14 protein-coding genes and 1 pseudogene are annotated in these 15,430 nt (G+C 55.3%); 5 read left to right on the top strand and 10 right to left on the bottom strand.

The annotated features are described in order from the left end of the window. Nucleotides 1-56: 56 nt before the first annotated feature. The 3 genes from AC3Y2E_RS05700 to AC3Y2E_RS05690 all read right to left on the bottom strand — a co-directional run bounded on the left by AC3Y2E_RS05700 (nucleotide 57) and on the right by AC3Y2E_RS05690 (nucleotide 3,155). Nucleotides 57-923 (bottom strand): DUF695 domain-containing protein, encoded by an 867-nt coding sequence (locus tag AC3Y2E_RS05700; RefSeq protein ID WP_379208046.1) that lies wholly within the window; start codon nucleotides 921-923, stop codon nucleotides 57-59. A 227-nt stretch (nucleotides 924-1,150) separates the two neighbouring features. Further along, on the bottom strand, nucleotides 1,151-2,224 hold the full coding sequence (locus tag AC3Y2E_RS05695; protein ID WP_379208044.1) for a Gfo/Idh/MocA family protein: 1,074 nt from the start codon (nucleotides 2,222-2,224) through the stop codon (nucleotides 1,151-1,153). 127 nt (nucleotides 2,225-2,351) lie between these two features. Further along, nucleotides 2,352-3,155 carry a type 2 periplasmic-binding domain-containing protein gene (locus AC3Y2E_RS05690; protein WP_379208042.1) on the bottom strand — a complete coding sequence of 268 codons (804 nt, stop codon included), beginning with the start codon at nucleotides 3,153-3,155 and terminating at the stop codon, nucleotides 2,352-2,354. Nucleotides 3,156-3,182: 27 nt separating this feature from the next. Between AC3Y2E_RS05690 and AC3Y2E_RS05685 the strand changes: the two genes are divergently transcribed. The 5 genes and pseudogenes from AC3Y2E_RS05685 to AC3Y2E_RS05665 all read left to right on the top strand — a co-directional run bounded on the left by AC3Y2E_RS05685 (nucleotide 3,183) and on the right by AC3Y2E_RS05665 (nucleotide 7,047). Next, nucleotides 3,183-3,617 (top strand): helix-turn-helix transcriptional regulator, encoded by a 435-nt coding sequence (locus AC3Y2E_RS05685; protein ID WP_379208039.1) that lies wholly within the window; start codon nucleotides 3,183-3,185, stop codon nucleotides 3,615-3,617. A gap of 266 nt (nucleotides 3,618-3,883) precedes the next feature. Beyond that, nucleotides 3,884-4,861, top strand: a complete 978-nt coding sequence (locus AC3Y2E_RS05680) for a YpdA family putative bacillithiol disulfide reductase (protein ID WP_379208036.1) — start codon at nucleotides 3,884-3,886, stop codon at nucleotides 4,859-4,861. 22 nt (nucleotides 4,862-4,883) lie between these two features. Beyond that, nucleotides 4,884-5,321, top strand: coding sequence for an NUDIX hydrolase (locus AC3Y2E_RS05675; protein WP_379208034.1), 438 nt, complete (start codon nucleotides 4,884-4,886; stop codon nucleotides 5,319-5,321). Nucleotides 5,322-6,125: 804 nt separating this feature from the next. Then, nucleotides 6,126-6,332 (top strand): annotated as a pseudogene (cap37, locus tag AC3Y2E_RS05670) (transcriptional regulator Cap37); the annotation flags it as partial. A 217-nt stretch (nucleotides 6,333-6,549) separates the two neighbouring features. Then, complete coding sequence (locus tag AC3Y2E_RS05665; protein WP_379208331.1) at nucleotides 6,550-7,047, top strand: cell shape determination protein CcmA; 498 nt, start codon at nucleotides 6,550-6,552, stop codon at nucleotides 7,045-7,047. 662 nt (nucleotides 7,048-7,709) lie between these two features. Here the strand turns inward: AC3Y2E_RS05665 and AC3Y2E_RS05660 are convergent. The 7 genes from AC3Y2E_RS05660 to AC3Y2E_RS05630 form a co-directional block, all read right to left on the bottom strand. Then, nucleotides 7,710-7,991, bottom strand: a complete 282-nt coding sequence (locus AC3Y2E_RS05660; protein ID WP_317891274.1) for a DUF7667 family protein — start codon at nucleotides 7,989-7,991, stop codon at nucleotides 7,710-7,712. 323 nt (nucleotides 7,992-8,314) lie between these two features. Continuing rightward, nucleotides 8,315-9,307: an eCIS core domain-containing protein gene (locus tag AC3Y2E_RS05655; protein ID WP_379208031.1), complete on the bottom strand. Its 993-nt coding sequence runs from the start codon at nucleotides 9,305-9,307 to the stop codon at nucleotides 8,315-8,317. A 131-nt stretch (nucleotides 9,308-9,438) separates the two neighbouring features. Further along, nucleotides 9,439-10,893, bottom strand: a complete 1,455-nt coding sequence (locus AC3Y2E_RS05650; protein WP_379208029.1) for a PP2C family protein-serine/threonine phosphatase — start codon at nucleotides 10,891-10,893, stop codon at nucleotides 9,439-9,441. 93 nt (nucleotides 10,894-10,986) lie between these two features. Next, a complete protein-coding gene (locus AC3Y2E_RS05645; protein WP_379208027.1) occupies nucleotides 10,987-11,325 on the bottom strand; it encodes an STAS domain-containing protein in 339 nt (112 codons plus the stop codon). After that, a complete protein-coding gene (locus AC3Y2E_RS05640; RefSeq protein ID WP_379208025.1) occupies nucleotides 11,312-11,767 on the bottom strand; it encodes an ATP-binding protein in 456 nt (151 codons plus the stop codon). Before AC3Y2E_RS05640 ends, AC3Y2E_RS05645 begins: the two co-directional genes overlap by 14 nt. Nucleotides 11,768-11,805: 38 nt before the next feature. Beyond that, entirely contained in the window at nucleotides 11,806-14,856 is a 3,051-nt protein-coding gene (locus AC3Y2E_RS05635; RefSeq protein WP_379208022.1) for a HEAT repeat domain-containing protein, read from the bottom strand. A gap of 43 nt (nucleotides 14,857-14,899) precedes the next feature. Continuing rightward, nucleotides 14,900-15,430, bottom strand: a complete 531-nt coding sequence (locus tag AC3Y2E_RS05630) for a GNAT family N-acetyltransferase (protein ID WP_379208020.1) — start codon at nucleotides 15,428-15,430, stop codon at nucleotides 14,900-14,902.

Here is a 15,430-nt window from a genome sequence, read left to right as displayed (position 1 = left end):
ATAAGACGAGTCCCGTATCCGGTACGCCGGATACGGGACTCGTCTTATTCATCGCATCATAGCCGGGCGAACAGCATCGCCGCCGCCGACAAGAGCAGCAGGGCGCCCGCCAGCAGCAGCAGCCTTCTGCCTCCGATCTTATCCGTCAGCCTACGCCACAGCTTCTGCCGGATGTCGGTTCCCCAGCCCTCGTATTTGCCCGAGAACGAATGAGTGAGGTTGTACAGCTCGCGGACCGAATCGTTCATCGCTTTGACGGCGATCGGATGGATCTTGCTCAGGATGAGCGTATGCGGATATGTCGCCTTGTTCGCGTCCATGTCCGAATTCACGACTGTGTAGCCGAGCTGCTTCGCCTCGTCCGCCGCTTTGCGCAGATCGTCACCGCTTGCGAAGCGGAGCCAGTGATACACTTCCCGGGGGATGCCGAACCGATCCCCCTTCTCCGCCAGCGATTGGAGCAGCACATTATTTTTCGAATACAGTTTCTCGACCTGATTCGGTTTCAAGTATTCGTAGAACGACCAGTCCGCGTCTTCGCGCTCGGAAGCGATCCACCGGTACTTCGGATATTCCGCCATCACCTTCTCCGCCAATTGGCGGTGGGGCGTACCTCCCGGCTTCGCATAATAATAAAACTCCAGCCGGGATTCGGTATTGATGCGGCCGATATACACAGCTTGCAGGGAGTCGGAAAATATATGTTCCAGACGTCTCTCCAGAATGCCCAGCTTTCCTTGCGCAGTATCCCGCTCTTCCTTGTCCGTCGCGATCGCATACAGATTAATGACGATCGAGAGCAGACGGGAAAATCCGGGAAGCGGCGTTTGTCCGGAATGAGACGCATCGATGAGCACGTTCATCTGTTCCTTCTGATCGGTAGTGCGATGAAAGTAGTCCCACTGTTTCGACTTGATTGCCATGGATTCATCCCCTGTTGCGGCCAAATTCATTCAATATTCAGGGTTGCGTAAACCATTCTACGTCAACGTCTCCTATCTGTAAACCGCAAATCGAATAGTTGCGGCTTAAATTTATTAAACCGGAATTGCGCCGGATTAACCGGATTGGAGAAATATATCCCGCCGCAACAGGAAAAAACCGGGGAGCCGTTTTCGTCGGCTACACCGGTTTTTCAATAAACCACTATTTATTCGACTACGATCGCATCGCGCTGGGCGATCAGACAAAGCTCCGCCGCCTTGAACGCGTGCGCCTGGGTCATCGCGATCTCGGTCCGGTTCAGGCAGTCCAGGACCAGCTCGCCGAAGAACGGATAGCCGATCTGGCCGCTGACCGCGAAATGCTTCTCGCCTTCGCCGTTTACGAGGTACACGTGATTGCCTTCCTTCGTTCGTGCGATGTCGATATATTTGCGCAGTTCGATGTATCCTTCGGTTCCCATAATAATCGTCCGCCCGTCTCCCCAAGTGCCGAGACCGTCCGGCGTCAGCCAGTCGACGCGGAAATAGTTCGTCGCTCCGTTATCTCCGACAAGCGTCGCGTCCCCGAAATCTTCCAGCTCGGGATACTGCTTGCAATTGTAGTTCGCCACTTTGCTATGTACGACCTTGGCGTCCTGGCAGCCGGAGAAAAACAAAAACTGCTCGATCTGATGGCTGCCGATATCGCACAAGATGCCGCCGTACTTTTCTTTCTGGAAAAACCAGTCGGGCCGGGACGGAGCGTTCAGCCGGTGCGGACCGGTGCCGATTACTTGCACGACGCGCCCGATCGCGCCTTCCTTAATAAGCTGTCCGGCATAGATCGCGCTCTCGACATGCAGCCGCTCGCTGTAATAAACCATATATTTAAGCCCGGTGCGGCTCGTCATCTCTTTGGCTGCGGCTAGCTGCTCCAGCGTGGTGAACGGCGTTTTGTCGGTGAAATAATCTTTGCCGTGCTCCATCGTGCGAAGTCCAAGCGCACACCGCTCGGAAGGTACCGCAGCGGCCGCAATCAGCTTGACCTCCGGATCTTCCAGCACTTGACGCTCCGATTCCGCAACGTTCACCTTGGGAAATCTGGCGCAAAACGCCTGAACCTTGGCCGGGTCCGGATCGTAGACCCACTTCAGTGTAGCGCCCGCCTCAGTCAAGCCGTTGCACATGCCGTATATATGCCCATGATCGAGCGCCACGGCGGCAAAGACGAATTGCCCGGGTTCGACTACCGGTTTCGGTTTTCCTTGCGGGGCGTAGTTCATGCCGTCGCTTTTCTGCATGCCTAAAGCTCCTCCTCCACGCTTTCTGTGCGAAAGCTCCACATTTTCCAATTATCCTCTTCATGCTACCACGGTTGGGACGAATTGTCTTTATCGTGAGTATACAATCCGTCCTCTGAATTAACTCTCATTGGTCTGAATCGGATGTTTGCGGGGGGAGGAGCCCAGGTGCAGAGACACGGCCGATGCTGCAGACCGGATAACGGGCAGCCTCTCCTGACGGGTCGGCGATACGTCCGCTTGATCGCAGATGGCTACTGGTGTTTAACTTGGCGATTTCCTGATTGACTTGTTCCGCAGCTTCGCGGAGCGCCGTATTTAAATCTTTGCTCCCCAGAATGACGCTGTCCAGCTTGCCGCCCAGAACCCCGTTCGCCATCTGGGTATGTTTGCTGTAGGGCACCGCAGCTGCATATTTCCGAGGAATTAATCCTTTTACATTGCGGCCTTTCAAATCTTCCGTTCCCGTTCCGAACACCTCGAGCACTTTCTGCTGATTTTTCAATACAGGGATTACGCCGATCCGGGCAAGAGACAGTTGAACCTCCTCGCTTGTCATCGCGGTCATGGCCTTGAAAGCTTCCTCTTTATGTTTGCTCGTCGCAGAAAGAGCCATAAAAACCATGTGCGGCATCGAACCGGTATCCGGCGCTTGCGGAAATTGGGGATACTGGACGGCATCCCAGTTCATCTCGATTCCGGCGCTTTTCTTCGGATAATTGGAAGTATAAGTCAGAATGGAGGCTACCGACTGTTCTTTCGTAAACTTCGTATAGGCGCCCGCTCCCGAAGACGCTTTCAAATCATCGGCGTTTGTGGCGATTCCGGGAATTTGGTAAAACCTCAATATATTTTCAAGATACGTTTTCCATCCGCCCGTATCCAAAGCCGCCTTGTTCGTTTTAGCATCGATCAAGGGAAGCGACAGCATGCCGGGGGCCGCGCTTCCCTGATCGCCATGTTACAGCTCAAACGCCGGATCTATTCCCTGCTTGAACTGATTATGTCTTTCCCTGACGTCAATTTTGCCACTGTCGAAGAAATCGGCAAGTTCGAACGGTTTCGTCCTGTTATATCCCATATCGAACGCCATCTTGCCGGGAATATTAAAGTATCCCGTCTGGCCGAGCTGATGTATATATCGAACTCTCATTTTTACAAAGAATTTCAGGAAGCTTTCGGTTTGCCTCCGATGCAGTACATCTCGCAGCAAAGACTGAGGAAAGCGCAATATTTACTCGCTACGACGGATTTGACCATCAAGGAGATCGGCAACCGGGTCGGCTACGACAATCCCTATTCGTTTAACCGGTTTTTCAAATCGATGCACGGTTCCAGCCCGGGCCAGTACAAAAAAACGGCGGCAAACAGCATGCATTCCATCCCCTTTTAGCAAATACATGTTCAGAGCTTATCTTATCGGCTGAAACGACGCTGCCGACGCTTAACTTCCCTTTTTCAAGCCGCATCTTTAGCTCTGCTTGGTACTCGTGCTCCGGTAGTCTGCGACGTGTTTCCGGTTTCGCGGGCTTGGTTAGCGGGCCACCGGCCGGTGCAGCCTATCCCCCTCAGCGATCGTCGTGTCGCCCCGCCGGTTATGGTACAATAAACTTGTTTTGTTACAACGAGTTCAGCACACAACGGGAGGCGCAGCACATTATGGAACAAGTTATTATCGTCGGCGCGGGGCCTTGCGGCTTATCGGCAGCACTGGAGCTGCAGCGGGCCGGCTTCGATCCGCTCCTTATCGAGAAGCAATCGGTCGTTCATTCGATCTATTTATATCCGACCTATATGCATTTTTTCAGTACGCCGGAGCTGCTGGAGATCGGCGGCATCCCGTTCTCGACACCGAACGAGAAGCCTACGAGGGCGGAAGCGCTGAACTATTACCGCAACGTGGCGCTTCGCGAGAATATCCGAATCCGCTCCTACGAGCAGGTGACCGGGATCGTCCGGACAGACGACGGGTTCCGCGTAACCAGCCTGGACAAAGCGGGACGCGCCGGCAGCTACGAAGCGAAACATGTCATTTTGGCGACCGGATATTTCGATCATCCCAATATGATCGGCATTCCCGGCGAGCAGTTGCCCAAGGTCAGCCACTTTTTCCGGGAGGCCCACCCTTACACGGGTATGAAGGTGGCGATTATTGGAGGCAACAATTCGGCCGTCGATGCGGCGATGGAGCTGATCCGGGTCGGTGCGGAAGTGACGGTCGTCTACCGCAGAGACTCGATCTCGCCAAGCGTGAAGCCTTGGGTCCGCCCGCTGTTCGACAGCATGGTGACCAAGGGACGCATCCGCATGTTATTCCGGTCGCGGGTAGTCGCTATTGAAGAAACGCATATTGTCGTGGAAGGCGGCGACGACACGACCGAGCTGGAGAACGACTTCGTGCTCGCTCTGACCGGCTTTCGGCCGGACCGCGAGTTTCTGCAATCGGCCGGCATCCGCATGGAGGGCGATCCGGAGAAGCCGTTGTTCGATCCGGAGACGATGGAGACGAACGTACCCGGCCTTTACCTTGCAGGCGTCATTGCGGCAGGCGCCGATGCGAACGAGATTTTCATCGAGACCGGACGCCACCACGGGGTGGCCATTACCCGGCATATTTTGCAGCAGCGTTCGGAATAGAAATGAAGGGGGCCGTTATTGATTGAAAAGGATTGATGTAGCTTCAACGATACTTCTGGACAAGACCCGCCAAAAAATCGTCATGGTCCGAAGTCAGAAGGACGGCAAGTATAACTGGACGACGCCGGGCGGAGCCGTCGAACCGGGCGAGACGCTCGAACAGGCGGCCATCCGCGAGACGAAGGAAGAATGCGGATACGACGTGCGGATCGGCAGCCTGCACTCGGTCAGGGAGATGTTTTTTGAGACAAGCGGCCATCATGTCGTTATCTTTACCTTTTATGCGACCATCACCGGCGGCGAACTGGAGATTATGGACCCTGACGGCGATATTGTGGAAGTGTGCTGGATGGAGCTCCCCGCGGCCAACGAGCTGATGACGTATTTGCCGGAAAAGCTGAGCGGCATGGATGACGCTCCTTCCGGTTCGGCCCCTTACTATTTTCAAGGCACCTTGTAGTTCGAAAAACGCCTGAACGGTAACGTAAATGCAGTCATTCCGCGAGGTAGGCCTTTCCGAAGAGGAGGTTTTCTTGCGGGCATGATGCGCTCCGCTTCGCTGAAAGCGAAATCCGCTGGTATTGGACTGGCACTGGCGATAGGCTAATAACGAAATAAGCGTCTTGGCGAGGCTGTCGATTCATAGTGGACAACCAAGTGGAAAGGGAAAAGATGACCTTCTGGCGAGTTTTGTCTGGAATCTCCTACCTTACAATCGTTATGAAATCAAGGGATTCCGGACAACCTGTTTGAGCAGAAGAAGGTATCTTTTCACTTGGAACGGCCTGCTAACACTTCTACACATTGAATCGACAGCCTCATCTGTACCCCTTATTTCTTCCATCTGACGGGGGCCACACCCTTTTCGCAGATTTTAACATCCCCAAACCGCTCTTATTTCCCCGGTCGAGCGAGTTTCGGACCTAATAAAAGCAACAAACCGCTCCTATTTGGTTCCTCCCTGCTTAAATCGTCGAATGTCACAGCGTAAACAGCAGGCATTGGTGATCATGAAAATGTCCTCCCCCTTTCGCACTTTAGATGCAGAGACAAAGTGAAATATTGTTTAGTAAGCGCCGGCAACTCGCCTCTCAAGAGTTCCCGGTGCTTTCTCATTCTTCCGATCGCTGCTTGGGTTAACTGCGATCACATCCCCCATAAACAAAACAGGATTATAATACGTCGTTACCTCAAGGGTTGTTATGTCATTTCGTTTACAACGCAACAATGTTATCTTACACTCATTTCCTCAGGAGGTGTCGATCTGGAGCAAGAGCTAATCTCCAAAAAGGAACTGCTCGAATTAACTTCGATCTCGTACGGGCAGCTGTACCGGTGGAAGCGCAAAAACTTAATTCCCGAAGAATGGTTCGTCCGCAAATCCACCTATACCGGTCAAAAGACGTTTTTTCCAAAAGCGGACATTTTGGCCCGGATCGGCAAAATTAAAAATATGAAGGGAACGGCTTCGCCTGAAAGGGATTTTTCATATCGGCGGTCTTGTAAATGCCGGGGCTATCGAGCTGCTGCTCCACAGCTGCTGCAGGGTGAAGGAGATCGGCGGAGAGCAGATCGTCGTTCGGCGGGCCGAAGGCCTCTGGTGAAACAACTGATCGGGTCGATGTTTCTGCCCGCCGACTTTTATGAAGGTACTTTGACGGTAGAGTCAATCGAGGGGGATTCGATCTATGTGGAGCAAATTTGCAGGAGTTGTCCAATGCGCCGGAGTGTTACGAATCGACGGATACGCCAAAGTCGGAAGTCAATTTACCTGTGAACGGATCGGATTAAACGGTTTTATGTCGCTTAAAGGAAATTACAGCGCCGAATCGTTCGAATCCCGGGGAAGCTTCCGCATACAAGGTTTACTCAACGCCGGGACCATCGATATCGAACTGCATTCTGAATGCCGGGCTCGGGAAATCGGCGGGGATCGCATCTGCGTCCGTAAAAGCAGGAAAGCCAACCCGATCGCGAAGCTGGTCAAAGCGCTGACTTTTAATAAAGAACAATTAACCGTCGAGACAATTGAGGGTGACGATATCCAATTGGAGTATACGAAGGCCGACATAGTCCGTGGAAATCACATATCGATCGGTCCCGGCTGCGAGATCGGGCTGGTCGAATATTCGGGCAAGTTTGCCCAGCATCAGGACGCCAAGGTGAAAGACCGCCGAAAGATCTAGATGTTGCGAAGCAACTGATTTATTTCCCAAGAAATAATAGGACCTTAGACTCATCGCAATCCATCAAACTTAGCTAGTTACCCCTGAAAGAAAGCTAACCTTTCCAGCTTTGTTGAAAGTCGCAAACTTAAACGGCTCAGGAACAAAATAACAGTTTCTGGCACCCTCTATTTTCGGCCATATCGAAAAATCGATGAAAATAAAGGCGGTTTTTGCACCCCTTATTTCAATCAATTGGTGGGTTCTGCGCCCTTACCGCGGAATATAAGAGCTCCAAAGCGCTTTTATTTCTCCATTCAAGGGTGTTTCGGACAAAATAAAAGCTGCAAATCGCTCTTATTCGCTAGTTCCCTCCTCTTGCCCAAAGCAGGGATGCGAGCCGAGCTGCCACGAGGACGAACGGCCCTATATAAGCGGTGTCTATTCTACGTTCGCAATGTCCCGGTTCTCTCTAACGCCTCAGTCGGCTTGAACATTTGAACCATTAGGAATAACTTCGAAACGAATCCTTTCCACTTCTAAGGCCCCTACATAAGTCGCAGCTTTTCAACTTTTCATCGTTTACCGTGTCCTGGTTAGCCTGTCGCCACAGCGGGTTTGAATATCCTCTCCATTGTACACAAAAAGAGCACGAGACCCCTCGCGCGAAGTCCCGTGCCCCTTTACTGCGCTTCATTTGTTCCGGCGTCGCCGTTACCCGGCTGCTTCGCCCGGTACGGATACTCGTCGATTTGCCTGCATATTTCGTGCTGCCAATCCGTATCTCGGGTCATCGAGGCCATGAGCGAAGCATTTTCCAAATAAGCCATTTCCCAACATATCTTGGCATTCACTTGCATGCATTGTTCAAGCTCCGTTTGTTCCGACGGAGTTAATTTCCTTTTCACCGAAAACGTCCACAATTCCGCCAATCGCAAATGTACCGGATGCAAGGTCATTCCCATCTTCGTCCCTCCATAGTTGCCATTGTACCCAAGAATGAGACGATTCAAAGCCGGGAGGTGAAAAAATGCATGTTGGACGATGCAAGGACGGAGCATACGACGGAGCACAGAGCACAGGACGCACGCAACAGCGTCAATCGGCCAAGATCTGGCCGGCCGTAGCGATCCGGGACCCGTGCCGCTGTGGCAGCCCGGTCCGAAGACAAATTCACTGGCACTTCCATTCGCCTACTGCCATGTGCTTGACCACCACTATGTGACGCCAAAGCACCGTGCGCTGGGAGCTGCGCACGGTGCGGAAAAGCGATCTATCCTGACTGACTCTAGCCCTGCTGTTCGGTTGGGACCGCACCCCCGCGCTGCTGCACGACATGGGTCAGCTCATGACCCAGCAGCTCTTGGCCTTGGCGGCTGTCCGGGTTGTACTGGCCTTGACGGAAAAAGATATCGCTTCCGGTCGTAAACGCCGTCGCCCCGATCGATTCGGCCATCCGGTCCGCGCTCGCATCGGTATGGATGTTCACATCCGAGAAGCCGGAACCGAAGGCAGACTCCATCTTCGCTTGAACCTGCATATCCATCGGACTGCCGCCGCCCCGCTTCTGCTCGATCTCTTGCTCCAAGGACGCGTCGGCATCGAAGCCTCCGCCCGAGCTTGCTCGCTGAATCGCTTCCGCCGAGCGCTTCATCTGAAGCTCCTCTTCTTCCAGCTCCGGACCTTCGAATTCACGCTGAATTCCTTCCGCCGAACGTTTCATCTGGAGCTCCTCTTCCTCCAGCTCCGGGCCTTCGAATTCACGCTGAATTCCTTCCGCTGAGCGCTTCATCTGGAGCTCCTCTTCCTCCAGCTCCGGGCCTTCGGATTCGCGCTGGATGCCTTCCGCCGAGCGCTTCATCTGAAGCTCCTCTTCCTCCAGCTCCGGACCTTCGAATTCACGCTGAATTCCTTCCGCCGAACGTTTCATCTGGAGCTCCTCTTCCTCCAGCTCCGGACCTTCGGATTCGCGCTGAACGGACGCCGTATCGGCAGACGCTGAGGAGATCCGGTCCGCCACCAGCTTGCCGACCTGATCCGCTTCCTGCTCATAAGCATCGCCGGCAGGTCCCACGGTCAGCTTGGCCTGAACTCCCGCCGGCAGCGGGGCAGCGCTGGGACCGGCACCGGTCAGCATGCTGCCGATCGCCTTGTTGCCGATCGTTCGCTGCAGCTGCATCATCGGATGATCGGCGGCCGCCCCCGCCGGTTTATGGCTTTGTTTCGATTGTCTCGCCAGATCGCCGTCCGGACGTTTATGTACGCCGCTATGCATGGACATCTGTACGACCTCCTATTTAGATGGATCGGATTCATGTTACGGATTCGTTCCGATGATGATAAGCTGATTATCGAATAATTCAACTATACCACAATTCCAGCCGCCCCGATGGGACAAATTGTATATCGGTCCTATTTTTTCTCCAATGTCATAATCGCAATATCGTCGAATTGTTTCGCTCCGTCTGCAAACCGGTCAACGTCACCAAGCATGGCCTCAAGCACCCCGGGACCGTCCGCCCCGCGAAGCAGCTCCAGCAGCGTTTGCAGTTTGTGCGAGCCGTACTGCCGGCCCGAGCGGTCCTCCGCTTCCGTAATGCCGTCGGTGTACAGCACGATCCGGTCTCCGCTTTCGATCATCGTCTCGTGATCGGAATACACGGTGTCGTCCATAACACCCAAGGGCAAATGTTTTCGTGCCGCCAGCGGAGCGAGACCGCCGTCGCGCCGGAGCACATACGGGGTGCAGTGGCCCCCTTCGCTGTAAGTCAGCGTCCCGCTTTCGACGTTCAGTACACCGCAAAAAATGGTCGCAAACATCGTTGAATCGTCTTTGTACAGCTCCCGGTTCACTTCCGTCAGCAGCTCCCCCGGAGACATCCCCTCTGACATCCGACCTTTGATAAGCGTCATAATCATAGCCATAAACAACGCCGCCGGAATCCCTTTATCCGAGACGTCGCCCAACGCGAAAAACAGTTCCCGCTCCCCCAGCCGGAAATAATCGTAAAAATCGCCGCCGACCTCACGCGCGGGACGGAGCAGCGCATGGACTTCGGCAGCAAACCGGTCAGCCGGCCGATGATCGTCCATCCCTACCTGATCTCCGGCAAGCGCCGCCGATACGTCAGGCTCCTGCCAGAGCGCCGACGCCGCTTTTTTCCACGACAGCTCCTTCGGAAGAAAGCTCATCTGGATCCGCTGGGCGATCCGCAGCTCGCTCTCCATCCGCTCTTTGGCCGCAACCGTCTCCTTCAGCGCCGCCATCGATTTTTCAAGGGCGTCGTATAACATCGCGTTCTCCAAAGAGACCGCCGTCGGCGATGCGATCGATTCGAGCAGCTTGACGTCGCGTTCGGTGAACGCCTTGCCGTTCCGCTTGTTCAGAACCTGCAGAACGCCGATCACCGCGCCTTTGCTGAAAATCGGGACACAGAGCAGATTGCGCGTCGCATAGTCGACCCGGTTCGCCACCTTGGACGACCAGCGCGGATCTTGCGAAGCGTCGTCGATTTTTACCGGCTGTCCGTTCTCCGCTACCCAGCCCGCTACGCCCTCCCCCATCTTGAGGCGGATTTCGCGAACTTCCTCGCCCTTCGAACCGGTGGCCAGCTCGAAGTACAGCTCCCCCTTCTCGCGATCTACGAGAATGACCGAGGACGCTTCCGCATGGAGGACACGGGCGCTCGTCTCCATAATTTTGCGGAGCAGATCCTGCTTGCGGATCGTCGAATTCATTTCCAGACTCACTTCGAACAGCTGCATGGTCCGCCTGAGCTCCGCATCCGAAGCCCGGCGTCTCCGTTCCCCCCATATCCATCCCGCAAACGCCAGGACGGCCGGCAGCAAGAAAGGGAGCGTCTCCATGGCGTCATCTCCCCCGTCTATCCTGTAAGTAACGTCAGCCGCTTCTACGCAGCCTGACCGCGCCCGCCGCATGTATCGAACGGGAAGCAAGCGCTACTCGCGTGTTGCCTGGAGCGCTTCGTCCTCGGTAGCGCATAGCTTGAAGATGCTGCTGAACCCGGACATGTCGAACACTTCTCTAACTTGCTCGCTCAGATGGGCCAGGGCGAGACGGCCCTGGATCGCCTTCACTTTTTTGGCGGCAAGCAGCAGGCTGCGAAGCCCGGCGCTGCTGACATACTCCAGACCGCCCAGATTAAAGACAAAACGACTGGCCCCCGCTTCCACCGATTGCAGAAAACTTGCCTCCAGATGGCCCGATGTGTTCGCATCCAGTCTTCCGCTTATGGCAAACACCGTAATCCCGTCGTCTGTTCGCTCAGCAATGTTCATCCGTCTCTTCCTCCTCCTCGTGCTGACGCAGACGCATCGTCAAGCGCAGCTCATTGCGTCCCTCTACACGGGCATAAGTCTTGCTCTCGGTTAACGATTTGGCGAAATGAATGCCCAGCCCGCCGATCTTCCGCTCCTCCAGACCGGCTTCCACATCCGGCTCCGGCCGGTTCAGCGGATTAAAGGCGATGCCGTCGTCCGAGATCAAAATATCCAGAACATCACCGTTCAAGGCAAGTCCGATCTCGATCCGCCGGCTGCCTTCCTGCCCTTCTCCGTACCCGTATGAGATGATGTTCGTGACCAGTTCGTCGCAGATCAGGTTCACCCGGTACAACGCGCGATTATCCATGCCGAGCGCTTCGGCCGTTTCATTCAGAAAGAGGCGTAGCCGCTCCAGCTCCGGCAGTTCGTTTCGCAAGCTTATGCTTGTGGTTTTCATCCCCCTGCCCCTTCCACGCCATATAGTTTACCGCACGATCATGCCATCTTCATCAGCATATTCTCGAGCAGCCGGACGCGCGCGCTTGTGGCGTGCAGCAGTCCGATGCCGATCTCGGGATACAGCCGGATCAGTCTGGATAATTGAGCGCCATGCATCGCCAGCAGCAGGGCGTCGTCGAAGATCACCTGCGCCGTAACCGAAGAGGCCGCCCCGTCCAGCGCCGACGTCTCCCCTAACGACTGCTTGGAGCTGATGACGCCGATCGTTCCGCCGCTAACCCCCTCCAAGCCGTTGCTCAGCTCTACGGTTCCTTCGATGACGATATACAAGCTCGGCGACGGCTCTCCCCGGCGAAGCAGAATCGCTCCCTCCGGATGCACCTCTTCCTGCGAGATGCCGGCCAGATGCCCAAGCTCGTCGACCGACAGATCGGAAAACAACGAGACTTGCTTCAAAAAAATCACTTTGTCGAGCATCGACAGCATTTTCCGCTCTTCCTTCACGGCGGACCGCTCCCCTTCCTCTACCGCATGCGCCGCAATCCGGCTCAGCCATTCGTCCGGCCATGTCCGGGCGTCTTCGATCAGCGCTCTCGGATGACCGGAGCCACTGTCGTCCGCATGTTCCATCCGTTTCAAAAAATCGAGAAGTGCACCCGACAACCGCCGGTCGCCGATGCCTTCCGCCAACACTTCCATGCCGTTCTCGCGCACTTCCTCGTTATCGTCCCGGATCGTATCCTGCAGCGACAGGACGACGCGTTCGTCCGACAGCTGGGCGAGCACCGCCCACACCCCTTCCAGAAGCGAAAGATGAATCTCGATGACCCGCTGGGCCGCAAGCTCGGACAGCTCCGGCTTGCCCAGTCTGTCGAGCGCTTCGGGCAAAGCTCCTTCGCGGCTCGATGTCGTAATCCGCTGAATGCACAAATCGATCAGATCTTGACGGATCGTCTTTTCATCCAGAATGTACGCCAGCGCGGTTACGGACAAGTTCCAGATGAACGGGTTGCCGCCTGCGGCATGCTCCAGCAACACCGGTACGGCAGGCTGGTTGATATCGATAAACGCATCCAGAATCGCTTTGCGAATTTCTTTATCAGCAAGCGGGATCATCGCCAGCAAAGCCGGGGCCGCTTCCGTATATCCCAGCTTGCCGAGTCCGTGGATGGCGGCAGCCCGGACTGCGGGCTTCGGGTCCTCCAGAAGCGTCATCAGCCATGGCGCGTACGAGGTCAGCTTCAAATCAGCCACCGTGCGGCAGCCATAAATCGCCCATTCTCCGCCCTTGTCAAGCATCGAGACGAGCGTCTCCTCGCAGGCGGGATAGCTTTCTTCACTTTCGAGCGCATACAGCGCCTTGATCCCTTCGTGCACGACCCGGGGCTGGGCGTCCAGCAGCTTGGCTCTCAGGAAGAAGTGGGCCTGGCTTTTCATATGCTTCGCCCGCCCTAGCAGCTTGACGCATTCCGCTCTCACTTCCTCATCGGGATCTTCGAGAAAGGCGGCGACCTGCACGAGTTCCTGCAGCGATGCCGTCTGTAAATTCATTGCCCGCAAGGCGGCGAACCGGATACGTGCGCTGCCGTCGCCGGTCAGGCCGATCAGATGCGGGAAGAAGGTGGAATCCTTCACCTTGCCGATCAGTTCCAGAGCCAGCTCGCGGACGTAATCGTTCGGGTGCTTCAGGTAGCCGAGAATGGCCGATAACGATTTGGAGCTGTTCATCGCCCCCAGAAACGAGACGGCGTTTTCGGACAAGTCCGCAAATAACGACTGTACGCTGCCGACCAGCTCGCGAATGTACAGATGCCGGCCGTACCAGGCTACGACGATGAGGACCAGGCTGAGCGCGATACCGATCCACGCCAGCGGCGCGAGCCCGAGCCAGCTCATCGAATGAGTCATCGACAGAAACGACCCGATCAAAATCCCGCCCGAAGCAGCAAGCCCTTGCGCGTAATAACGAAACCCGTCCCGCTCCGAGATCGGCATCATCTTAAAGAAAAGCTGGTAGCACGGCTCGGCGATATAATAAAGCAAAATATACAACACCGCATATGAAAACGATATGACGCCGAGCCCGTAGGGTCCGTTCATCGACACCGAGACGAGGCCGAAGCCTCCGGCGAACAGCAAGGAGATGCCGAGCAGCACATTGCTGGCGCCGAGCTTGTTCATCAGCTTGCCCGAGACGGTCTGCAGGCCCAGACATAAAGTGAACTGCAAGGCGGTGATGAGCCCGTAAAATGCGGTCAAGTCCCCTTCGTTTGTAAAATGCGCTTCCGCAACGTTGAAGTATTGATACTCCATCATAAAGTACAGCGTAGGCATCAGCGTCATTAATCCGATCGCCGTGAGCAGAAACGGGCTGGCGACGATTTGTTTCATATAATACCGGTTCGTCCTCTCGTCCTGCCGGACCGTTTCGGGAGCCTCCTGCTTACGCGCCGCTTCCTTGATCATCAGCGGCGTTAAATAGCGGGCGAGCGACTTCCGGAAAAACCCGTACCCGATCAGCAGCATCACCGGCGCAAGCGCATATACCGCCACCGTGCCGAACCATTTGCCGATCAGATAAGCGCCGATCCCCGCCGTAATGCCTCCCGTCGTCGTCGAAGCGACGAACACCGGCATCAGCCGCTTCGCCTGCTGGGTCGGGCACAGATCGAATGCCGTGCTCCACAGCAGCAGCGTCAGCTGGCGGACGACGAAGTTCGAGGAGACGAACAGAATCGGATAATAATAGCGGAAGTCGAAGCCGCCGGCCATAAAAGCCAGCAGCACGGCGCCGTTTCCGATCAGGATGAACAGCATGATCAGGTACAGGATCCGCATAAACCGGTCCTTGGCGGTCCGTCCGGCGAGCTTCGCAAGCAGCCAGCCTTCGACCGGCATGATGACCGCTTCCGCGATGTAGACGTAAGGCAGAAACTGTACGCCGAACCGTTGATTGAACAAAGCCATGAATGCCGTATAATTCAGCGACTCCGCTACTCCCCCGAAATAAAAAACCGGAAGCATCGTGAACAGCTTCCGGGCATCCTCTCCACGCAGCCCGAACCACCGATTTAAGGCAGCTTGCATGCAATCAAGTCCTATCCGTTGGTCTATGAATCCGTTGCTTCATTCAAAGATTCAGTTTTTTATAAAATGCGATCCGGTCTTCGCCGTCGTAATAATAATTCGGATACCGGCCGATCAGGCCGAAGCCGCGCTTCTGGAACATCCGCTGAATCGGGGTATACTCCGGCAGGTCGCACGTATAAGTCAAAATGTAACGGCCGTTGATGGAGCGGATGTACCGCTCCAGAGCATCAAACAGCATCCCTGCAATGCCGAACCGTCTGTAATTCCGGTGGACGACCAGATAGTCCCATAAGTAGCCGTCCGTCCGGTGCTCGTTTTCCTTGCAGCTTGTAACGCCTACAATATCGCCATCTTCATTTTCCACATACCAGTACTTATGGTGCATCTGCTTCAGGCTCTCGAACGGCCCGCTGCGAAAATGCTCGATCTCTCCCGGCGTGTGCCGCTGATCGTCAAACGACCATTCCGACAAAAAAAACTGGCTGATCCGCGCGGCGTCGCGCTCATTCTCCATTAGCATAATGCGAAACTCGTGTTCATTGCTCCTTGCCGCTTGCTGCCCCCCGCTCAC

The sequence above is a fragment of the Paenibacillus sp. MAH-35 genome, from assembly GCF_058135425.1.
Note: the sequence above shows the minus strand (reverse complement) of the source record. Positions and strands in the feature narration are given on the sequence as shown.